A 21,635-nucleotide genomic window follows, 5' to 3' on the forward strand; every position below is an offset into this window, starting at 1 on the left:
TCATCGTTCCTTTCGACCCCAAGGGGGCGCTGAATTCTGTAAAAGAGCGCAATAGATCCCGCGCCTATCAAACGTGAATTTAATGATAGCATATCCCGGCCGTGATTTCAAGGGTTTTCTCGCTTTTTTTGCGGCGCCTGGGTCAGCGGCTCTTGACAATCCGCTTGCTCCCCCAGCAGGTGGCAAGCAGATAGGTCCCGTAGAAGACCACGATGAAGGCCGCCGTCACCGCGCTGCTGGCCACCGTGTCCAGCCTGCCCACCTGGGCGATGACCGCGTTGGCCGCCGTCATGCCCACCACCGAGTGGACGATAGCCAGCAGCAGCGGCAGGAGGAAGGCCAGCAGAACCTGCACATAGACGGAGCGGCTGCGCATCTTCTCCTCCGCGCCCAGCCGGGCGAGTATCCTGTACCGGGGGGCGTTGTCCGCCGCCTGGGAGAGCTGCTGGAGGGCAAGCACTGCCGCCGAGCAGAGGAGGAACACGATACCCAGATAGATGCCCAGGAAGAGGACCATGATCTTGGTGCCCATGGTCTCCATATAGATCTCCAGCTTGGTGTTGAAGCGGGAGGAGCCGCCGTCGTTCTCAAAGGCCAGGCGGTGGAACTGGGAGAGCGTATCGTGGAGAAGGGCCTCCGTCTGCTCCTTGGGCACATCCGCGCGGTAGTTACCGCAGAAGTAGCGCTCGATGACGATGGGCTTGTCTGCGGTCCAATCGCCCCCATAGGCCAGGACCTCGTCGGGGACGATGAGGTAGAAGAAGGAGCCGGTGCTGTAGCCGATGGACAGGTTTTCGTGGAAGACGGCCCTGGAATCGGCCAGCAGGGCATGGCCCTGGATTTCGAGCACGGGGTCCTCGGACATGATTTCGGTGCGGCTGTCCCAATCGGACAGCGTCTGCCCGTAGCGGTCCGGCTCCAGTGTGATGGGGCGCTGCCCGGCAAGGGCGCGCATGGCGTTATAGGTGGACAGGGGGAGAATGCCGGTGTAGTCCAGAAATTCGTCGTCGGTTCCTGCATACTGGGGAATCTTGACCTCGGAGTACCATACGGTCACCTCGGCGCCGGCGGAGAGCTGCGCCGCAGGGTCGAAGCCCGCCCGCCTGAGGGTGGCGGGGACGTCCACGGGGGTCGTCTCGCCGGTCTCAGAGCTCCTCCGCTCGGCGGAGAGATAAAAGTCGTAGGGGGCCTGGGCGTTGGTGAGGGTGTCCAGGGTGTTGTTCATGCCCACCGAGCATGCGGTGATGCCGATGGCCAGCAGGAGCATCAGGCAGATGACCGTCATGGATACATAGTTGCTGCCCACGCGGGCGGCAAACTGCCGCAGGGTGAACATGTTGAGGCCCTTGTAATAGAGCTTTTGATTGGCCTGGAAGACCCGCAGCAGAAACCCCGAGAGGGCCCGGAAGAAGAAGAGGGTGCCCAGGCTGCCCAGCCCCAGCATGACGAAAAAGAGGGCGTCAATGTGCAGGAGGCCCCGCTTGAGCAGCATGGTATAGGCCACGCCCAGGAAAATGATGCTCAGCACGAAGAGCACCACTGAGGAGCGGATGCTCTTGAGCTTCAGATCCTCGTTTTTCCGCTCCGCCTGGAGGAGGTCGATGAGCTGTCTGCGGGAGACCGCGAAGGAGTTGAAGACCATCACCACCAGGAAAATGACGCCAAAATAGAGCAGGGTCTTTAAAAGCGCCTTCAGGGAGAAGACGAAATGGAACTGGGGAATGGTAATCTGAAAAAGTCCGGCGGTAAAGACCGAGATGAACTGGGAGAGGAGCACCCCCAGCGCCAGGCCTATCGCCAGGGAAAAAACGCCGATGAACAGGGTCTCCAGAAAGAGAAGGGAGGAGATGCGCCCCTGGGAGAGGCCCAGAAGCATGTAGGTGCCCAGCTCCTTTTTCCGCCGCTTGAACATAAAGTTGTTGGCGTAGAGAATGAGGAAGGCCAGTATAACAGACACGAAGACGGAGAAGATGTCCACCAGCATCAGCGTGGCGTCCAGTATGCTGGATTTCTCGCCGCCCTGCAGGGCCTCCATGACCCACTGGGAGTCCAGGGAGTTGAAGACGTAGAAGATGCATACGCCGAAGGTGAGGGTGAGGAAGTATACCGAGTAGTCCTTCAGGCTCCGGGTGACATTCTTGAGGGCCAGCTTAGAGAACATCCCGGTCGTCACCTCCCAGCAGCGTGACCACCTCGATGATCTTTGCAAAGAAGTCTTTTCGGCTGTCCCGGCCCCGGATCAGCTCCGTGAAGGAACGCCCGTCCTTAATGAAGAGGATGCGATGGCAGTAGCTGGCGGTAAAGGCGTCATGGGTGACCATGAGGATGGTGGCGTCCCGTTCCGAATTCAGAACCTCGAAGCGGTCCAGCAGGAGCCGGGCGGACTTGGAGTCCAGCGCGCCGGTGGGCTCGTCGGCCAGAACCAGATCCGGGCCGGTGATGATGGCGCGGGCCGCCGCCACCCGCTGCTTCTGGCCGCCGGAGAGCTGGTAGGGGTACTTCTTGAGGCAGTCGGCAATGTCCAGGAGATCCGCAGTCTGGCGCACCATACCGTCAATTTTGTTGACGGGAGTCTTTAAGATCGTCAGGGCCAGGGCGATGTTCTCAAAGGCGGTGAGCGTGTCCAGCAGGTTGCAGTCCTGAAAGACGAAGCCCAGCCGCTCCCGGCGGAATTTCGAGAGCTCCTTGCTCTTGAGCCTGGTGGTGTCCTGTCCGCCAATGACGATATGCCCCGCCGTGGGACGGTCAATGGTGGAGATGCAGTTGAGCAGAGTGGTCTTGCCCGAGCCGGAGGCGCCCATTATGCCCACGAACTCCCCCTGGCGGACGGAAAAGCTGACGTCGTCGATGGCGCGGGTGACGCTGCCCTTCGAGCCGTAGTACTTTTGCAGGTTGGATACAGTCAGTATAGGTTCCATGGTGAAATCACTCCTTGTATCCTACATTGTAGAGTATTCCGGCCCGCCGGGCCATAGATGGGGCTTACAGTTGGGTGACAGAATTGTAAGGAAGCGCGAGGATAGGCACGCAGGGGCGGCAAGGCCGGAGTAAGACCCGGAACCCAAGAAGGCCGTCTCACGGAAGGGCATCTGGTTCCGGGGCGAATCGGAGGTCTTGGCAACCCGGCCGCGTGCCCAATCCGAACGTGACAAGGAAGCGCGAGGATAGGCACGCAGGGGCGGCAAGGCCGGAGTAAGACCCGGAACCCAAGAAGGCCGTCTCACGGAAGGACATCTGGTTCCGGGGCGAATCGGAGGTCTTGGCAACCCGGCCGCGTGCCCAATCCGAACGTGACAAGGAAGCGTGAGGATAGGCGCATAGGGGAGCTGGCGGCGGCGCTCTCACTCCGCCAGATGGAAACGGCCCTTGGGGAAGGTGAGCTCCGCCGCCGTGCCTCTGCCCTCCACGGAGCGCAGTCCCAGTCCCAGCCCCAGCCGGTCGCAGAGCTTTTTGCACAGATAGAGCCCCAGCCCGGTGGATTTGGTGGCCAGCATCCGCCCGTTCTGACCGGTAAAGCCCTTGTCGAAGACACGGGGCAGGTCCTCCGGGCGGATGCCGGGTCCGTTGTCCGCCACAATCAGAGTGACCGACGCGGCTTCCACCCGCTGGGAGAAGGTCAGACGCGGCTGGGGGCCGCGGTATTTGACGGCGTTGGACACCAGCTGTCCCAGAATGAACTCCACCCACTTGGGGTCGGAGTAGGCGATGGCATCCAGGCCGTCCAGCTCCAGCTGAAAGCCCGAACCCACGAGGCTGCGGGCGTATTTCTTTACGGCGCTGGCCGCCGCCTCCCGGAGTGGCATGGCTTTCACCAGATAGTCCCGCTCCACCGCGCCGCTGCGGGCGTAGAAGAGGGCCTGCTCCACATAGCCGTCAATCTCGAAGAGTTCCTCCTCCAGGGCGGCGGTCTGCTCCCAGGGGTGGTTCTCCAGGGTCAGCCGGGCGGAGGCGATGGGGGTTTTAATCTCGTGGACCCAGGTCTCCACGTACTCCCGGTACTCCGACATATCCCGCCGGGCGGCGGATACATGGTCGTTCATGGATTTGTTCACCGCCGCCATGGCCTCGCAGAAAAACTCCCCCTCGGCAAAGCCGGCCTCGTCCATCAGTTCGGAGAAGAGGTATTTCTCGCCCAGCGCATCCAGCCGCGCCGCAGCTTCCCGGTAGTAGGCCAGCTTCACCGCCCCCTCCGCCGCAAGGGGAATCAGGCCGCAGAGCGAAAAGACCAGGCAGAGGAAGGCCACCGCCGAGGGGTGGACCCGCAGCACAGAGAGGAGGACGGCCGTAAAGACCACGGCGAAGGCCATGGCCAGCAGATAAGGCAGCTTGTCCCGGAGATAGGTTTTGAGCGTCATGAAAGGACCTCCCCAAAAAGACGCGGCGGGACTTGTGCCGCCGCGCGCTCCTGCGATTAAACGATTTGATACCCCTGCCCCCGCCGCGTGGCGAGATAGTCTCCCGCGCCCAGGCCGTCCAGCTTCTTGCGCAGGCGGTTGACGTTCACCGTCAGCGTGTTGTCATCCACGAAGGCGTCGGTCTGCCACAGGCCGGTCATCAGCTCATCCCGGGTGACAATATACCCCGGCTTTTTCAACAGAAGCTGGAGAATACGGGTCTCATTGCGGGTGAGCTCGGCCTCGCCCCCGGCGAAGAGGACCGCGCCCCGGCCCAGGTCCAGGGTCAGTCCGCGGTGGGAGAGTATTCCTGCGCTCCCACCGGCGGGGTAGGAGCGTTCCAGCAGCCGGGCCATACGGGCCAGCAGAATCTGGGTGTTGTAGGGCTTGGTGAGAAAATCGTCCGCACCCAGGTTCATGCTCATCAGCTCGTCCAGCTCGGTGGCGCGGCTGGTGACCACGATGATGGGGATGCCGGAGCTCCGCCGCAGCTCCCGGCAGATGTGATAGCCGTCGTACCGGGGCAGGTTCAGGTCCAGCAGGACCAGGTGTGCGCCGCTGCCGAGCACTTGGCCGGGCACATCCTCAAATTCCTCGGCGGCGCGGCATAGATAGCCGTACCGCTCCAGGAGGGCCGTCAGCTCCGCACACAGACGGGGGTCGTCCTCCACAAGAAAGATGGTATGGGGCATGTTATCACATCCTTTATCCCCATTGTAGCACAGAGATGTGGAGAATTATCTTAAAAAAACATAAAAACGCCCGGAAGAATCCTCCTCCGGGCGGTATGACGTCAAAAAATGCCGAGCATGTACTCGTAGATGGGGACGCTGAGGAATATCAGCCAGCCGGGGTGCCAATTGTCCAGCAGGAAGCCAGAGGCCAGATAGGCGATAACTACAATGACGGGATAAATCTCCCCCACACCGAAGAGGCTGCAGGCCAGGGGGAGGATGACCATCATGGCCAGGGTCAGCAGCCAGAGCAGCTTCTCCTTGTTCTTTTTGAAGGCTTTCCGCCTTGACTTTGCCACCGCCTCCTCCGCCATCTCCCACTCCTGGGCGGCGGCGAAAACCTCGGCGGCCTCACTTTGGGCATACGGCTCGTATCCGTATTCCGGCTCAGGCTCCGGGGCGGCCGCCGCCGCCGCTGCGCCGCCGCTGCCGGGCATATGGAGCAGAAGTTCGTCCAGTGAGACCCCGTAGAGCCGGGCCAGGGCGATTAAATTATCGGTGTCGGGGGAGGACTCGGCCCGCTCCCATTTGGATACGGCCTGCCGGCTCACACCCAGCTTGGAAGCCAATTCCTCCTGCGACAGGCCCTGCTCCCGGCGGAGCTGCACCAGACGATTTGCGATTTCAATGTTCATGGGCGGCCCTCCTATCTGAGTTTAGTCTAACGGCAGAGCGTGAAAAAGGCCACCCATTCTGCTTTTCATGGCCGCAACTATCGGTTGCGGGGACTCAAAACAGTATGTCTAAAGGGGCGCTGGAGTGGCCCGCGGTCCTGATATGAGAATGTTCAGCGGCAGAGGAGGTTGTAGACCGCCCCCTGGACGTAGTCGATCTCAGCGAAGGTGTTAAAGGGCCCCACAGAGAAGCGGACCGCCCCCTGGGGGTAGGAGCCCAGGGTCAGATGGGCGGTGGGGGCGCAGTGGAGGCCGCAGCGGGTGGCGACGCCGGACTCCTGCTCCAGTCGGAAGGCGGCCTCACCATTGTCAAGGCCGGTAAAGTCCACCGACACCACGCCCGCCCTGGGGTTGAAAACCTCCGTGGGCCCCAGCACCCGCAGCCCGTCCCCCTCCAGCTCCAGCATCCGGGCCAGCAGATGGCGGGTCAGGCGGTATTCCCGCTCCCGCAGGGCGTCCCCCTGCTGCTTAAGATACTGCAGCGCGGCGTTGAGCCCGTACACGCCGGGCAGATTCAGCGTCCCCGGCTCGAAGCGGTCAGGCAGAAAGTCCGGCATCTCCAGCGAGTGGGAGAGGCTCCCCGTCCCGCCGGCCACCAGAGGGTCGATTGCCCCGGCCAAAGCGTCGGTGACTACCATGCCGCCGATGCCCTGGGGACCCAAAAGCCCCTTGTGCCCCGGGAAAGCCAGGGCGTCGATACACATCTCTGCCATATCCACCGGATGCATCCCCACCGTTTGGGCGCCGTCCACCAGGAAAAAGACTCCCGCCCGGCGGCAGAGAGGGCCGATTTTCTCAATGGGCATCATGCCGCCGGAGACGTTGGAGGCGTGGGTGAGGATGACCGCCCGCGGCTTCGTTCCGATCTGGGCGCCTGCGCGCTCCAGATCCAGGACCCCCCGCCCGTCACAGGGAACATACTCCACCTGTACCCCGGCTTGCTCCAGCTGTTTCAGGGGCCGCAGGACGGCGTTGTGCTCCATGGGGGAGGTCAGCACCCGGTCACCCGGGCGCAGCAGGCCCTTGAGGAGAAAATTCAGCCCATAGGTGGCGCCGGGGGTCAGAATGACATTGCGCGCCCCGGGGCCGTGGACCAGGGCGTTGAGCCGCTCCCGGGTATCCAGTGCCACGCCGGCGGCGTCGTAGGCGGACTGGTAGCCGCCCCGGCCGATGTTGCAGCCCACGTTCTCAATATAGTTCGCCATAGCAGCCCCCACGCCGGGGGCTTTAGGATACGATGTGGCGGCGTTGTCCATATATACCTTGCGCAAGATAAGGCCCCCTGTGTAAAAATAATTGCGAAGGCTACCCGATTTCCGTCTCGACTGCCAGACGAATCTGGTAGTTCTGCTCCCGCAGCCCATTCAGGACGCGGGGCAGAGCGGCGGCGGTGCGGGGGGAGTCGTCCAGTGTGACCCGGGCAGCGGCTTTCCGCGCGTCAATGCTCTGGAGCAGCGCATTGGCGTAGGCGGCGGCGGAGCCGCTGCCTGCGGCCGCCGCGTTGGGGGTCCAGAGGGCCCAGCCCTCCGACTCCAGGGCCTCAGCCACCGCGCTCTCACCGCTCTCCAGACGGACGGTGCGGGTGGACGTGTGGGCAATCAGCTCCAGGAGGCGGTTCCCCTCCTCCAGCTGGGCCTTGGCGTCCTCGGCGGGGCCGCCGGGGATGGTCAGCCCCACCGTATAGCCCGAGGCCAAAAGCCGCCGGATGACGTCGTCATTGGCGCGGAGCTCCTCGACCCGGAAGAAGAACAGCGCCGGAGTGCCGCTGCGCTCCAGCAGCTCCAAAATGTCGGTGAGACCCTCCTCGCCCCCGCACTGGACGGAGAGGTAGACCCGGACGTCACGCTTATCCGGATTGTCGTCCGGACCCGGCGAGGGGGAGGGAGCGGGGGAGGGACTGGAGGAGGGGGTGAGCGAAGGCGTGGGGCTGCTCGACGGAGAGGGAGATGGGCTGGGGGCAATGCTCTTTAGGTAGCTTTTGTAATATCCGTTCAGGGTGGAGGAGGCCGCATCCATAAATTGGTCATCCTCCAACACAACATCAGGGGTATAGATACGGACGGCGTAATAACCGCCCATATCCCGTTGATAATTATTGATGACCTCTCTCCCAAAATAATTGCAGAGGCTAACGAGAGGCAGATAGATAATACCGTTTCTCATAATAGCGCGGGTATAGGAGTTGCCGTTCCGGTCGTAACAGGTGTTTGCATTAAGATCATACGTCAGTACCTTCTGCTTATTAAAGACGGTAACCACATTGTTCACCGCGCCTACAATAACACCCAGGCTGTTGCCGGTAATGTTAGCATCGAACATGGTGTAGGGCACATAAACCGTTCCACCTACAGCAATGGGCATATTTTCTACTGAAGGACTCGTCACCAAGTTGTCGTTCAATGCAAGGAAAATTATGGTATCGCTTCCGGCGGCGTACGCGCCGGGCAAATTGACGGAAAACAGAACGACTGCGGAGCAGAGCAGGCAGACCAGTGCTTTTTTCCAGTTCACGGCGGTGCCTCCTTTCCATAACGAAGCTACTAAAGATTATATCATGCCGGACGTGCGGGGTAAAGTGGGAAGAAGTACTGGCCTTGCGCTTGGGGCGGGGCCATTGTATAATAATCTCTGCTGAACAAGCCGCAACAGCGGCAAATTGGGGGAACACGGATGGATTATGCAGAGGAGTCCCTGCGGCTGCACTATGAGTGGCGGGGCAAGCTGGAGACTGTACCCAAGATGGAGGTCGGGAGCCGGGAGGCCCTCTCTCTGGCCTATACCCCCGGCGTGGCCCGGCCCTGTCTGGAGATTCAAAAGGACCCGGCCAAGAGCTACGAGCTCACGGGCCGCTGGAACACGGTGGCGGTGGTCACCGACGGGTCGGCGGTGCTGGGCCTGGGTGATATCGGGCCCGAGGCGGGTATGCCCGTCATGGAGGGGAAATGCGTTCTCTTCAAGGCTTTCGGCGGCGTGGACGCGGTACCCCTCTGCATCCGCTCTCAACAGGTGGACGATATCGTCAACACGGTGGCGTTGCTGGCGGGTTCCTTCGGCGGCGTGAATCTGGAGGATATCTCCGCCCCCCGCTGCTTCGAGGTGGAGCGGCGGCTCAAGGAGCGCTGCGGCATCCCGGTATTCCACGACGACCAGCACGGCACCGCCATCGTGGTGGCCGCAGCCCTGATAAACGCGCTGAAGCTGACGGGAAAAAGGATTGAGGAAATTTCCGCCGTCTTTTCCGGCGCTGGCGCGGCGGGCACGGCCATTTTCAAGCTCCTGTGGAGCATGGGCCTGCGCAGAGCCGTCCTCTGCGATATCGCTGGAGTGGTGTATCCGGGCCGAAGCGATCTGGCGGAGAACCGGGCCCTGGCGGAGCTGGCGGAACGCACCCGGCCCACAGTCCGGGGCGGGCTGAAAGAGGCGCTCGTGGGCGCCGACCTCTTCGTGGGGGTCTCCGCACCGGGACTGCTGACGGCGGAGATGGTCCGTTCAATGGCCGGGGACCCCATTCTTTTCCCCATGGCCAACCCCGTGCCCGAGATGATGCCCGACGAGGCGAGGGCGGCGGGAGCCGCGGTGGTGGGTACCGGCCGGAGCGATTTTCCCAACCAGATTAACAACGTCCTGGCCTTCCCCGGCGTGTTCCGGGGCGCGCTGGACGTGCGCGCGGGCGATATCAACGACGCCATGAAGCTGGCCGCCGCCCATGCCCTGGCCTATTTGGTGGGGGACGAGCTGTCGGCGGACTACATCCTGCCCACGGCCTTCGACGAGCGGGTCTGCCCAGCGGTTGCGGCGGCAGTGGCGCAGGCAGCCCGTGAGAGCGGCGTGGCGAGGATTTAGAAGATTTTCCCGGGCAGACCCGCTGCCGCCGCTTATGCGGCGTCCAAGCATTTTGGTCCTGGGGGAGACCAAAATCTTGCCGCAGGGCGGATTAATTCGCCCGAGGATGTAAAAAAAGGGGTCCCCATGCGGCCTGGCGTATGGGGCGTCTGCCCGGCGGCTGCGGCGGCAGTGGCGCAGGCAGCCCGTGAGAGCGGCGTGGCGAGGATTTAGAAGATTTTCCCGGGCAGACCCGCTGCCGCCGCTTATGCGGCGTCCAAGCATTTTGGTCCTGGGGGAGACCAAAATCTTGCCGCAGGGCGGATTAATTCGCCCGAGGATGTAAAAAAGGGGTCCCCATGCGGCCTGGCGTATGGGGCGTCTGCCCAGCGGTTGCGGCGGCAGTGGCGCAGGCAGCCCGTGAGAGCGGCGTGGCGAGGATTTCATATGCGCCGTGCGCACTGCCTCCCGCAAATGGTGGGAGACCTGATGCGTTCAACCTACCTTTTAATGCAATTTTAAAAAACCCTAAATTCCATTTTGAGCCCCCCGGGGTTATACTGACCACAGTAAAATGACGATTCCGGCGAAGGGGGAACGATTCATGGCGGTCACATTGGAACAGGTAGAGAAGCTGCGGGAGAAGTCCGGCGCTTCTTACGAGGCGTGTAAGGACGCCCTGGACCGCACGGGCGGAGATCTGTTGGAGGCTCTGATTTTTCTGGAGAGGACGGGCCGGAGCAGGACCGCGCCCCGGGGCGGGACCTTCACCACCGAGCGGGGCGGCGGCGTGGACGAGGCCGCCAAGCTGGTGCTGGAGACCCAGTCAAAAGCGGGAAAGAAGGGGAAAAAGAGCAGCGGGGTCCACGACGGAGACTGGCGGGAATGGCTGCGCGAGCTCTGGGCGGCGGGATTAAATCTGCTGCGCCACTCCACGGTGAACCAGTTTGAGGTATGGCGGCATGATCGGCTCATGACCTCAATCCCCATTCTGATTCTGATTTTACTGGTGGTCGTGGCCTTCTGGATTTCTGTGCCCCTGCTGATTATCGGCCTGTTCGCCGGCTGCCGCTACCGCTTTGTGGGACCCGATTTGGGCAAGGAGTCCATCAACGACGTGATGGATAACGTTTCCGCCACTGTGGACGACATGGTGGGCCAGGTGAAGAAGGAGTTCCACGAGAGCAAGAGCGCTCAGGAACAGAAGGCCGACCGCGCGGAGGAGAGCGCCCGCAGGGCGCGCGAGAGCGTCGAGAAGGCCCAGAGGAGCGCTGAAAAGGCCGCCCGTAAGGCTCAGGAGGCCGCTGAGAGGGCGACATGGAAAGCGCAGGAGGCCGCCGAGAAGGCGGCCCGCAAGGCGCAGGAGGTGGGCCGCAAGGCGCGGGAGACCGCCGGACAGGCCACTCAGAAGGCCCAGGACACCGCCGGGAAGGCGGCCCGGAAGGCGGAGGATTTCTCCAAGAAGATGGACGGTATGGTGGATTCCATCTGCGGCCATGTGGACAATCTGGTCAGCAAAATTGACGATGCCTTTTCCGACAAGGATAAATAATTCACGCATTTCTGCGCGGGAACCACCGCCGCACGGCGGTGGTTCCCATTACAAATGAAGCGTCTTACGGGCGCATGGAGGTTTCAATGAGCGAAAAGATTTTGCTCGTGGAAGACGAGGAAAAGCTGGCCCGGGTGGTGGAGCTGGAGCTGCGCTATGAGGGCTACGAGGTGGAGAAGGCCTTCGACGGTCGCGCCGGTCTTGATAAGGCCCTCTCGGGCGAGTTTGATCTGGTCCTGCTGGATATCATGCTGCCCGCCCTCTCGGGCATGGAGGTCCTTCGGCGGCTGCGAAAGGAGAGCCAGCTCCCCGTGATTATGCTCACTGCCCGGGACACTGTGGTGGACAAGGTGGCCGGACTGGACTCGGGAGCCGACGACTATATCACCAAGCCCTTTGAGATCGAGGAGCTGCTGGCCCGTATCCGGGCCGCTCTGCGCAAGCGCCCGGCCCGGCCTGAGGGGGAGACCCTCACGGCGGGGCCCCTCGTCATGGACGCCGACCGCCACGAGGTGACGGTGAACGGCACTGCCGTGGAGCTGACCCGGAGGGAGTTTGACCTGCTGAAATATCTGCTGGAGAACAAGGAACGGGTCATCAGCCGGGAGTCTCTGCTGGACAATGTATGGGGCTTCGACTTCGTGGGCGAGACCAATGCGGTGGACGTCTATATCCGCTTCCTCCGCTCGAAGATCGACGAGGCGTTCGACATTAAGCTCATTCACACCGTGAGAGGTGTGGGGTACGTTATCAGAGAAGAATGAAGAGAGATAAAGAGAGACGGCGGACTGCGTTTATAGACGCTGTTCGGAGCCGAGTTATGACGAGGGCGGCGCGGTTCAGGTGCTTACCGCTCTCATAGGAAGCGGCCGGTCCAGCTTTGCCGATTCCTTTTTCACCTTTCATTTTACAGGGGGTGTCCGTTTGAACCAGAAAACCGATAAGCGTCCGCCGGGCAGGATCAAGTCGTCCATCGTCCTGCGGCTGAATACCCGGCTCTTTTTCCGACTGCTGGGGATTTACCTGGGGATGGACATCCTGCTTACCCTCCTCTTTACGGGGGGGATGTTCATCTGGTCGGAGCAGCGCTGCACGGAGATTGACCAGCTGGTGCAGGAGCGGGGCGTGCCCACCGCCGAGGCCACCCGCTGGATGGAGGCGGGGGACTATATCGTCTCCGCCGGAACGGGACCTCATGAGGGCTGGCAGCTCCCGGAGTGGATGCCCGCGCCCGATGAGACCGGGGACGGTACCCGGTACTTCAACCCCGGCGACACCAGCCTCTTCTTCGGCCTGCTCCGGTTCCGCCACGGGGGGACCACCAGCTACACCGTTGAGATGCCGAACGACGGCCAGCCCTACGCCATTACCCTGGACCTCTCCTCGCCTGTGACGTTCTTTGTCTTCGTCACCCGGATTTTGCTGGTGGTCCAGCTCATCAGTCTGGTCTCCAACCTCTTCAAGAACGCCGGGACCATCAAGAAGACCCTGCGGCCCATCCAGGAACTGGCCGCCGCCGCCGCCCGGCTCAACACGGTATCCGGCATGTCTCCCGAGGAGCTGCAGATGCTGGCGGGTAAGCTGAACGAGATCAACGCCACCCATCTGGATACCCGCATCTCGGTCCCGGGGACACAGCGGGAGCTGAAGACTCTGGCCACCGCCATCAACTCTATGCTGGACCGGATCAACGAGGCCTACCGCTCCCAGATGCGCTTCGTGTCCGACGCGTCCCATGAGCTGCGCACCCCCATCGCCGTCATCCAGGGGTACGCCAATATGCTCAACCGCTGGGGCAAGGACGACCCCGCGACCCGGCAGGAGGCCATCGACGCCATTACCGCCGAGGCAGCCTCCATGAAGGAGCTGGTGGAGCAGCTCCTCTTCCTGGCCAGGGGCGATAACGAGTCCATGCATGTGGAGTTTGAGGACCTGGACCTCACCGCCGTGGCTGCCGAGGTCCTGCGGGAGACCGAGATGATCGACCAGACCCACCAGTTCTCCGCCCAGTGGGAGGACCATGTAATGATCCACGCCGATATGGGCCTGGTGAAGCAGGCCATGCGCATCCTGGTGGACAACTCCATCAAGTACACGCCTGCCGGAGGGAACATCCGCCTGGCGGTCTCCAGCGAGGGCGGCAACGCCCGGCTCACCGTCCAGGACGAGGGCCAGGGCATCGACGCGGAATCCCTGCCCCATATCTTTGACCGCTTCTACCGCACCGACCAGTCCCGCGCCCGCCAGACCGGCGGCACCGGACTGGGGCTGGCCATCGCCAAGTGGATCGTCGACCGGCACGACGGCTGGTTCGAGGTGACGAGCCGCGAGGGCATCGGCACCCGCATAACGGTGGTCATTCCCCTGGCCGCCGTCAACCAGTCGGAGAAGCCCAAAGAGGCGGAAGAGGAAAAGAAACTGGCCTGACAGCAAAAACCCCGTCCCGGCAGCTAAAAAGCTGCCGGGACGGGGTTTTTGCTGTTATGAGCAGAAGCGGTGCTTGCCGATGACCTTGATGAGGGGCCTGGACCAGATCCAGGCGCTGGTGGCTGTGTCGGGATTAAAATAGTAGATGGCCCCGCCGCTGGGGTCGGCGCCGTTGAGGGCGTCCCGGGCGGCGCGGTAGGAGGACTCGGCCACGGGCTGGTTGAACTGCCCGTCGTCCATACAGGTGAAGGCCCCCGGCTGATAGACCACCCCGGCGATGGTGCCCGGGAAGGAGGGGTGCTCCACCCGGTTGAGAATCACCGCGCCCACAGCCACTTGGCCGCTGTAGGGCTCGCCCCGGGCCTCCGCCGATATGACCCGGGCCAGCAGGTCGACGCTGTTCTGCTGGCTGGAGGCGGGGACGTCGGCCCCGGTGGTGGACATGCCCAGGGCCTTGAGCGTGGCCGGCCCCGCCACGCCGTCGGCGGTGAGGCCGTTTTTGCGCTGGAAGTACTTCACCGCCTCGGCGGTCTGAGGGCCGTAGACCCCGTCCACCTTGCCGTTAAAGTAGCCCCAGTTGGTCAGCTTGGTCTGGATGGTGCGCACGGCGTCCCCGGAGGAGCCCTGCCGGTAGGCGGCGGCCTCAGCCGTCTGGAAAAAGGAAATGATGGCGATATTGACTGCGAAAAGGACGGCGATGGAAAGCGCCAGCCGTTTTTTGTTCTGCATACCGCGGCCTCCGTTCTGATGGTGTCAGGCTTAGTCTACGGTTTTGACCGGCGCGATATGCGAGGAAATGGGTACCAAAAAAGGGCGGCGGATTGGAATATCCCGGGGCGGATTGGGCCATACTGGAAACACAAACAACAAGTGCGGGAGGTATGCCCTATGGTAAAGGGTGTGGCGCGGCGTGTCATCGTGGTAAAGTCCCCGGACCGCCGCCTGTTCGAGCAGGCGATTTTTATTGTAAAAGAGGACGCGTTCAACGCCGAGGGCGTGACCGCGGAGCAGGTCTTGGCGGAGGCCCAGCGGGTGGCCGACGGCTACGTAAAGCGCAATACCGGTCTGGGCCGGTGGCTGCGGCGGATTCCCGGTCCGGCCTACGCCGCAGCCGGGGCGGGGCTGGCGACACTGGTCTGGAGCCTTGCGATGTTTTTGTAGAGTACTGATGGAAGCTGCCTTTACTGCGCATACGCCGCCTCCGGCGGCGTGCGCTTTAATTTACAGGTCCGTGGCGTAGCGAAACGGCCCGGGCCGTCCCTCCAGTTTGCCCCAAACCGGACGAGTTATGGGCGGCGGTCCTGGGGGAGGGAACGGAAACTCCGCTGCCTGGTGAAGGGGAGAGCGCTCCAGACCGCACCCTTTGCCGAGCCCCGGAACGACAGCCGCAGACTCCCTCTGATCCAGAGCGCCCCAACAGAATGAAGCCGCCGTGAAAGCGCAAAAAAGCGCCCTTCCGGCGGCTTTTTTTCGGTCCTTTTTTCTATAGGAATCCGGGCCGTTTTGGTGTATACTTTTGCCACCAAACAATTTGTACTTAAGGAGGCAACACACCATGCCGAAAGTAGACGTGTCCAACGCCCTGCCCTTCCTGCCCGCCAGCTGGCTGGCCAGCCGCGAGTCCGCCCTCAACGAGGCCCACGCCCGGCTCCAGGAGAACCGGGGCCCCGGCTCTGATTTTCACGGCTGGGTCCGCCTGCCCGAGAACTACGACCGGGAGGAGTACGCGCGCATCAAGACTGCCGCCAGGCGCATTCAGAGCGACTCCGAGGCGCTGGTGGTCATCGGCATCGGCGGGTCCTATCTGGGCGCCCGGGCCGTCATCGAACTGCTCCAGTCTCCCAACTATAACCTGAAGAAAAAGGACACCCCCGACATCTTTTTCGCCGGCAACGGCCTCTCCACCGACGCGCTGCTGGAGACCATCGAGCTGGTGAAGGACCGCGATTTCTCCGTGAACGTCATCTCCAAGTCCGGCACCACCACCGAACCCGCCGTGGCGTTCCGTATTTTCAAGAATCTGCTGGAGGAGAAGTACGGCAAGGAGGGGGCCAAGAGCCGCATCTACGCCACCACCGATGCGCACAAGGGCGCGCTGAAGGGACTGGCGGACACGGAGGGATACGAGGAGTTCGTGGTGCCCGACAATGTGGGCGGACGGTACAGCGTCCTTACCGCCGTGGGCCTGCTGCCCATCGCCGTGGCCGGCGTGGACATCGACGCGCTGATGGCCGGCGCCCACGACGCCATGAGCGAGCTGGCTCAGCCCGGGGCGCAGAACGCCGCCTGGCAGTATGCCGCCGCCCGCAACGGACTCTATGAGGACGGTAAGAAAATCGAGCTGCTGGCCTGCTATGAGCCCTCCTTCCGTTTCTTCGCCGAGTGGTGGAAGCAGCTCTACGGCGAGAGCGAGGGCAAGGAGAACCGAGGCATTTTCCCCGCCAGCGTGGAGTTCACCGCCGATCTGCACTCCATGGGCCAGTACATCCAGGAGGGCGAGCGCCACCTCTTCGAGACCGTGGTCCGTTTCGCGGCATGCGGCGGCGAGATTACCATTCCCGACGATCCCCAGAATGTGGACGGGCTGAACTTCCTCACCGGCAAGCCCCTCTCCTTCGTGGCCGAGCAGGCTTTCCGGGGCGTCACCTTGGCCCACATGGACGGCGGCGTGCCCAACCTGACCGTCACCGTGGACAGCCGGGACGCCAGGAGCGTGGGCGCCCTCATCTACTTCTTCGAGTACGCCTGCGGCGTATCCGGCTATCTGCTGGAGGTCAACCCCTTCGACCAGCCCGGCGTGGAGGCCTATAAAAAGAATATGTTCGCCCTCCTGGGCAAGCCCGGTTTTGAGGAGCGCAAGGCCGAGCTGGAGAAGCGGCTGTAATTCCCAAGGCGCTCTGCAAGGCGCCATTGGGCGGTATGTGAGCGCAGGCGTGAGCCTGCCTCCCGCTTCGACACAACCCAATCGAAAAACCGCCCGAACGAACGAAAATTTCCATATGAATTTTTAGTGAACTTGTGCAAACCGGTTGCAATCCGCCCGCGGAAATGGTAACATAGAGGCACAAGCCGGAGGCGTTTCCGGCGGACAACGAAGGAGTGATAATTATGGTGAGAGTGATCATGGGCGTCAAGGGCACCGGGAAGACCAAGCAGATGATCGAGCTCATTAATTCCGCTGTTCACAGCGAAAACGGCAACGTGGTCTGCATTGAAAAGGGCCCTAAGCTGACCTACGACATTCATTATAAAATCCGGCTGGTCGAGTCCAGCCAGTATGATATGAGCACCTTCGATTTCATGCGCGGCTTCATCAGCGGCCTGTATGCGGGCAACTATGACATCACCCACATCTTTATCGACAGCCTGACGAAGATTGTCGGCGTGGAGCCCACCGACCCCTCTGTGGAGAACTTCCTGGACTGGCTGAACAGCTTTGCCGAGAAGAACAACCTGAAGTTCACCGTGACCATCAGCGGCGACGCCGACCTGGCCAGCGAGGGCGTCAAGAAGTACTTTTAAGCGTGTCTCCTTTGATTCCGGCCCTGCTTCGGCAGGGCCGGAATTTTGTGCGTTAATGAAAACGGAGGTGGAACCTTGCACCGAGATCTGACCCGGGGAAGCGTCACCAAATCCATGCTGTTTTTCGCCCTGCCCATGATTCTGGGCAATCTCCTTCAGCAGCTCTATAACGTGGCGGACACGCTGATTGTGGGCAGGGGCATCGGTCCGGACGCTCTGGCGGCGGTGGGGTCCTCCTTCACGCTGATGACCTTTCTCACGTCCATCCTGCTGGGCCTGTGCATGGGCAGCGGTGTCTTCTTCTCCATGCTCTTCGGGGCGGGGGAGGAGGAGCGGCTCAGGGAGGGAATCTTCGTCTCCTTCGTCCTCATCGCCGGGGCGGCGCTTCTTCTCAATACGGCGGCGCTTGTGCTGCTGGACCCCATTCTGCGGCTTTTGCAGACGCCGGCGGAGATCTGCGCGGCCGCGAGGGAGTATCTGCGGGTGGTGTTCCTCGGCATTGGCTTCACGTTCCTCTACAATTTTTTTGCCGCCCTTCTGCGGGCGGTGGGTAACAGTGTGGCTCCGCTTTTGTTCCTGGGCGTATCCACCGCGTTGAATATTGCGCTGGATATCCTTTTCGTAATCATTATTCCCTTTGGGGTTGCGGGCGCGGCGGCGGCTACCGTCATCGCCCAGGGCGTGTCCGCGCTGTGCATCGCAATTTACGCCCTCCGCCGCACCGGCCTGCTGCGGCTGGAGCGGCGGCATCTGCGCTTTCGGGCCGGGACCGTCAAGAGCATCGCGTCCTATTCGCTGCTGACCTGCGTACAGCAGTCGGTGATGAATTTCGGCATCCTGATGATTCAGGGGCTGGTGAACAGCTTCGGCGTCGCAGTCATGGCGGCGTTCGCCGCGGCGGTGAAAATCGACTCCTTTGCCTATATGCCGGTACAGGACTTCGGGAACGCTTTTTCCACGTTCATCGCCCAGAACTACGGCGCGGGAGAGGGAAGGCGCATCCATGCCGGAATCCGCTCGGCGGTGGGGACGACACTGGTTTTCTGTGTGGTTATCTCCCTGGGTGTGTTCCTCTTCGCACCGGAGCTAATGGGTATCTTCGTCGCCCCGGAGGAGACGGAGATTCTGGCCGTCGGCGTGGAGTACCTGCGTATTGAGGGGGCCTGCTACTGTGGGATCGGCTGCCTGTTCCTGCTCTACGGGCTGTACCGGGGCCTGGGGCGGCCTGGAATGTCCGTGGTGCTGACTGCCGTTTCACTGGGCACCCGGGTGGCGCTGGCCTATCTGCTGGCCCCCATCCCCGCCTTTGGCCTCCCGGCCATCTGGTGGGCCATCCCCATTGGGTGGGTGCTTGCGGATCTGACCGGACTGGCTTATTACCGGCAGAGGCGGGAGATGCTGCTGCCGCCTGAGGATTAGCATAAACAGGCTGAAACGCCCGGCCCTGTCTTTTTGAGACAGGGCCGGGCGTTTGCTCATAGCTGGGGCAGCATGGCGCGGAGGGCCTCCGTCACCTGCGGCAGGTCGCCGTCGCAGAGGAGAGCGCGCCTCGACCGGGCAAATCGGCCTATCAGAGCCCATCTGCTCATCTCCTGCCTGTAATGAGTACGGGCGGCCCGGATGTTATCCCGGGCCGCCCGTCAGTCTGTCGAAAAAGTCCGGCAGGACTATTTCGGCAAAAAGCTGCATGGCGGATGGGGCTCGATTTCTGGGGAAAAGGTCGCCCCATCCGTCATGAGAAGTGTCATTTCACAGGCGCATATCCCCAGAAATGACGGATATTCATTTGATTCCGCCGTCCGCAGGCGGCGGAACTCTGCGGGGCTTTCTCTGCGGAGAAATTTCCGATAAGCTGAGCACGCGATATGCAGCGATGCATATCGCGTGCTTTTTATGCCCTGCGTCAGGTCATGGGCGTGGCGCCCATGGCGGTGTGGAGCTCAGAGGTCACCGCGCCCCGGAAGAGGCGGACGGCGTGCTGGTGCATGACGGCCAAATTGCCGGGCACCCGGTCTGCGGGGAGGTTCCCGGACACGGAAAAGTCGTTGTCCAAAATGAACTTGACCTCCGGGTCCTTCTTGCCGCCGCCCAGAAGGCCGGGGCCTGCGTGGAGCTTGAGCCGGCAGTCCTCCAGGGCCATCTCCACGTCCAGCGAGCACTTGCCCACGGCCTTCTCGTCCACATCCTGCTCGGCCAGGATGCCCAGGAAGGCGGGGGCGATGAGGTCGGACCAGGCGCTGCCCTCCAGGTTCAGGGCCTTGCGGGAGAAGGCGTTGACGTACCTGAGGCCGATCCGCTCGAAGAAGGAGGGCTGGTAAATCTGGATGAACTCGGCCAGGGGCTTGTCCAGCCGCTGGGCGAAGTCTTCCCAGCGCTGATAGCGGAGGGTGGACAGGGCGATAAAGCTGTTGGTCAGGTTCAGCTTCCACAGCCCGTCGGCGGAGATAAAGGAGTAGTTGGTAATGGGCGCGCCCTGCTCCAGCCTGGCGTTGGGCGTGCCCAGGCCCGTCACCTTTGGGGCGGGCTGCTCATGGTTCACCAGGTATCGGGGGAAGTCGCGGCGGACGGCCTCCTGAAATGCCGCGGGTTCCTTGGCGGAGATGGAGAGAATGGCGGGGAAGCGAAGCTGGCAGATGACCTCCACCAGAGGATTCACGGCGTATTGATACCGGTCGTAGTAGGAAAACAGCATGGCGACCGCTCCTTTCTTTCAGTGGGATAACTATCTCCATTTTACCCCGCCGGAGCGTTCGTGTCAAATGAGGACAGGGGAGAGTCAAATTGAGGTGGCCTTACAAGTGGCGTATCCGAATGTTAATTCATCAGCCTTGGCAGCGTTTAAGAGGCTGTCCGGCAAAGTGTGCTTCGGACTGATAAATTGACAGGAATCCTTACTGCACGATGTAATTTTATTGGGGAGTTCAATTGAAGATCCATCAGATTATCATACTTTGGAATTTCCCGATACAAAAAAGGAAGACTTACTTTTGAAGTAAGTCTTCCCCGGCCGGCCGCTTAAGCGGCCGGCCATAAAAGCTGTTATTTAAGGTTGAGAAAGTCCTCCATCAGCTCCACGTACCTGCGGGCCTCGCGGAGATCGTCCATCTCGCAGAAGATGCGGATGAGCGGCTCGGTGCCGGAGAAGCGGCCGATAATCCAGCCGCCGTTTTTGAAGTAGACCTTACAGCCGTCGGCATAGCTGACCTTCTCCACCTCGCAGGGAAACTCAGGCAGCAGCTTATCCACCATCAAAGTCTTGTGGATGCGCTCCTTCTCGGAGTTGGAGAATTTGTAATCCCGCTCCTCCATCTCAAAGGCGCCGAACTGATCGGTGATGTCCTTGTAGATCTCTGAGAGCTTGCGGCCGGTGGTGGCGATCATCTCCACCAGCAGGGAGGCGGCGTAGATGCCGTCCTTGCCCTGGATGTGGCCCCGGACGGTGAGGCCGCCGGAGGACTCGCCGCCGATGACCGCCCCGGTCTCCGCCATCTTGCCGGAGATGTGCTTGAAGCCCACGGGCACCTCGTAGCACTCCTCGCCGAAGCGGGCGGCGATGGCGTCCAGCAGATGGGTGGTGGCAATGTTGCGCACCGCCGCGCCGTGCCAGCCCTTGTATTTGAGAAGGTAGTAGTAGAGCAGCACCAGAATCTTGTTGGGATGGAGGAACTCTCCCGCGTCGTCGATGACGCCCAGCCGGTCGGCGTCGCCGTCGGTGGCGATGCCGATGTCGCAGTGGTTCTCAATGACGAAGTTCTGCAGGCCGATAAGGGTCTTCACATTGGGCGCAGGGAGGCGGCCGCCGAAGAGGGCGTCCCGGCGCTCGTGGATTACGTCCACATCGCAGCGGGCGGTGATGAGAATGGTCTGCAGGGCGGTTTTGCTGACCCCGTACATGGGGTCCAGCACCACCTTCAGACCCCGGGAGCGGATGGCGTCCATATTTACGGCCCGGATGATGGAGTCCACATACTGGTTCATGGGGTTGATGAGCTCGATGAGCCCGGCGCGGACGCCCTCCTCAAAGGGGACGGGGACATAGTCCGGCTCCTCCTCCAGGGCGTCGATATACCGCTCCAGGTCGGCTGTCACCACCTCGTCCGCGTCCCTGCCGCCCTTGGTAAAGACCTTGATACCGTTGTAGATGGCGGGATTGTGGCTGGCGGTGACGGCCATGCCGTAGGAGAGGTCGTAGTACTTCACGGAGAACATGATGAGGGGCGTGGGGGCCTCCCGGTCCACCACCATGCAGCGGATGCCCTCGCCCGCCATGACCTCGGCGGCCCAATGGGCGGCCTCCTGGGAGAGGAAGCGGCGGTCGTACCCGATGAGAAAGCCCCGCTCGGCCACGCCCTCGTCCTTCATCTTGCGGCAGAGCGCCGCCGTCAGGAGCTGCACGTTGGCCCGGGTGAACTCGTCGCCGATGATGGCCCGCCAGCCGCCGGTACCGAATTTGATGCTCATAAGATTGCCTCCTTAAGAATAGACGGGGGATGCGGACTGCCACGTCGCT

The 21,635-nt window shown here is 62.0% G+C and carries 18 protein-coding genes; 8 read left to right on the forward strand and 10 right to left on the reverse strand.

Annotation, left to right across the window (positions count from 1 at the left end; all coding sequences use genetic code 11):
* Positions 1-142 precede the first annotated feature (142 nt).
* From H8S62_RS10315 to H8S62_RS10345, 7 genes are all read right to left on the reverse strand, one after another.
* Positions 143-2,161, reverse strand: a complete 2,019-nt coding sequence (locus H8S62_RS10315; RefSeq protein ID WP_186919204.1) for an ABC transporter permease — start codon at positions 2,159-2,161, stop codon at positions 143-145.
* The gene (locus H8S62_RS10320; protein ID WP_155149918.1) at positions 2,151-2,918 is read right to left on the reverse strand and encodes an ABC transporter ATP-binding protein; all 768 of its coding nucleotides are present in this window, start codon (positions 2,916-2,918) and stop codon (positions 2,151-2,153) included. Before H8S62_RS10320 ends, H8S62_RS10315 begins: the two co-directional genes overlap by 11 nt.
* Positions 2,919-3,341: 423 nt before the next feature.
* Positions 3,342-4,355, reverse strand: a complete 1,014-nt coding sequence (locus tag H8S62_RS10325) for a sensor histidine kinase (protein WP_155149916.1) — start codon at positions 4,353-4,355, stop codon at positions 3,342-3,344.
* Between the two features lie 56 nt (positions 4,356-4,411).
* On the reverse strand, positions 4,412-5,086 hold the full coding sequence (locus tag H8S62_RS10330; protein WP_155149914.1) for a response regulator transcription factor: 675 nt from the start codon (positions 5,084-5,086) through the stop codon (positions 4,412-4,414).
* A 101-nt stretch (positions 5,087-5,187) separates the two neighbouring features.
* Positions 5,188-5,763, reverse strand: coding sequence for a helix-turn-helix domain-containing protein (locus tag H8S62_RS10335; RefSeq protein ID WP_186919206.1), 576 nt, complete (start codon positions 5,761-5,763; stop codon positions 5,188-5,190).
* A gap of 152 nt (positions 5,764-5,915) precedes the next feature.
* On the reverse strand, positions 5,916-7,073 hold the full coding sequence (locus tag H8S62_RS10340; RefSeq protein WP_243255564.1) for an aminotransferase class V-fold PLP-dependent enzyme: 1,158 nt from the start codon (positions 7,071-7,073) through the stop codon (positions 5,916-5,918).
* A gap of 34 nt (positions 7,074-7,107) precedes the next feature.
* Positions 7,108-8,313, reverse strand: coding sequence for a polysaccharide deacetylase family protein (locus H8S62_RS10345; RefSeq protein WP_186919210.1), 1,206 nt, complete (start codon positions 8,311-8,313; stop codon positions 7,108-7,110).
* Positions 8,314-8,472: 159 nt separating this feature from the next.
* Here H8S62_RS10345 and H8S62_RS10350 point away from each other — a divergent pair, with 159 nt between their 5' ends.
* The 4 genes from H8S62_RS10350 to H8S62_RS10365 all read left to right on the forward strand — a co-directional run bounded on the left by H8S62_RS10350 (position 8,473) and on the right by H8S62_RS10365 (position 13,603).
* Complete coding sequence (locus H8S62_RS10350; RefSeq protein ID WP_186919212.1) at positions 8,473-9,645, forward strand: NAD(P)-dependent malic enzyme; 1,173 nt, start codon at positions 8,473-8,475, stop codon at positions 9,643-9,645.
* 583 nt (positions 9,646-10,228) lie between these two features.
* Positions 10,229-11,176 (forward strand): UBA domain-containing protein, encoded by a 948-nt coding sequence (locus H8S62_RS10355; RefSeq protein WP_186919214.1) that lies wholly within the window; start codon positions 10,229-10,231, stop codon positions 11,174-11,176.
* A gap of 86 nt (positions 11,177-11,262) precedes the next feature.
* On the forward strand, positions 11,263-11,940 hold the full coding sequence (locus H8S62_RS10360) for a response regulator transcription factor (RefSeq protein WP_186919216.1): 678 nt from the start codon (positions 11,263-11,265) through the stop codon (positions 11,938-11,940).
* A 160-nt stretch (positions 11,941-12,100) separates the two neighbouring features.
* Positions 12,101-13,603, forward strand: a complete 1,503-nt coding sequence (locus H8S62_RS10365; protein ID WP_186919218.1) for a sensor histidine kinase — start codon at positions 12,101-12,103, stop codon at positions 13,601-13,603.
* Between the two features lie 54 nt (positions 13,604-13,657).
* Here H8S62_RS10365 and sleB read toward each other — a convergent pair whose 3' ends face one another.
* Positions 13,658-14,332, reverse strand: coding sequence for a spore cortex-lytic enzyme (gene sleB / locus H8S62_RS10370; RefSeq protein WP_186919220.1), 675 nt, complete (start codon positions 14,330-14,332; stop codon positions 13,658-13,660).
* A 159-nt stretch (positions 14,333-14,491) separates the two neighbouring features.
* Here sleB and H8S62_RS10375 point away from each other — a divergent pair, with 159 nt between their 5' ends.
* The 4 genes from H8S62_RS10375 to H8S62_RS10390 all read left to right on the forward strand — a co-directional run bounded on the left by H8S62_RS10375 (position 14,492) and on the right by H8S62_RS10390 (position 18,544).
* Positions 14,492-14,764: a translation initiation factor 2 gene (locus H8S62_RS10375; RefSeq protein WP_155149017.1), complete on the forward strand. Its 273-nt coding sequence runs from the start codon at positions 14,492-14,494 to the stop codon at positions 14,762-14,764.
* Positions 14,765-15,158: 394 nt separating this feature from the next.
* Positions 15,159-16,487, forward strand: a complete 1,329-nt coding sequence (locus H8S62_RS10380; protein ID WP_155149015.1) for a glucose-6-phosphate isomerase — start codon at positions 15,159-15,161, stop codon at positions 16,485-16,487.
* Between the two features lie 224 nt (positions 16,488-16,711).
* Entirely contained in the window at positions 16,712-17,125 is a 414-nt protein-coding gene (locus H8S62_RS10385; RefSeq protein WP_155149012.1) for a P-loop NTPase family protein, read from the forward strand.
* A gap of 114 nt (positions 17,126-17,239) precedes the next feature.
* Positions 17,240-18,544 (forward strand): MATE family efflux transporter, encoded by a 1,305-nt coding sequence (locus H8S62_RS10390; protein WP_423788677.1) that lies wholly within the window; start codon positions 17,240-17,242, stop codon positions 18,542-18,544.
* 484 nt (positions 18,545-19,028) lie between these two features.
* Here H8S62_RS10390 and H8S62_RS10395 read toward each other — a convergent pair whose 3' ends face one another.
* Positions 19,029-19,817 (reverse strand): TIGR04255 family protein, encoded by a 789-nt coding sequence (locus H8S62_RS10395; RefSeq protein ID WP_186919221.1) that lies wholly within the window; start codon positions 19,815-19,817, stop codon positions 19,029-19,031.
* A gap of 347 nt (positions 19,818-20,164) precedes the next feature.
* Positions 20,165-21,586, reverse strand: coding sequence for a phosphoglucomutase/phosphomannomutase family protein (locus H8S62_RS10400; protein WP_155149008.1), 1,422 nt, complete (start codon positions 21,584-21,586; stop codon positions 20,165-20,167).
* Positions 21,587-21,635 lie beyond the last annotated feature (49 nt).

Source organism: Lawsonibacter faecis (assembly GCF_014287675.1).
Lineage (GTDB): Bacteria > Bacillota > Clostridia > Oscillospirales > Oscillospiraceae > Pseudoflavonifractor > Pseudoflavonifractor faecis.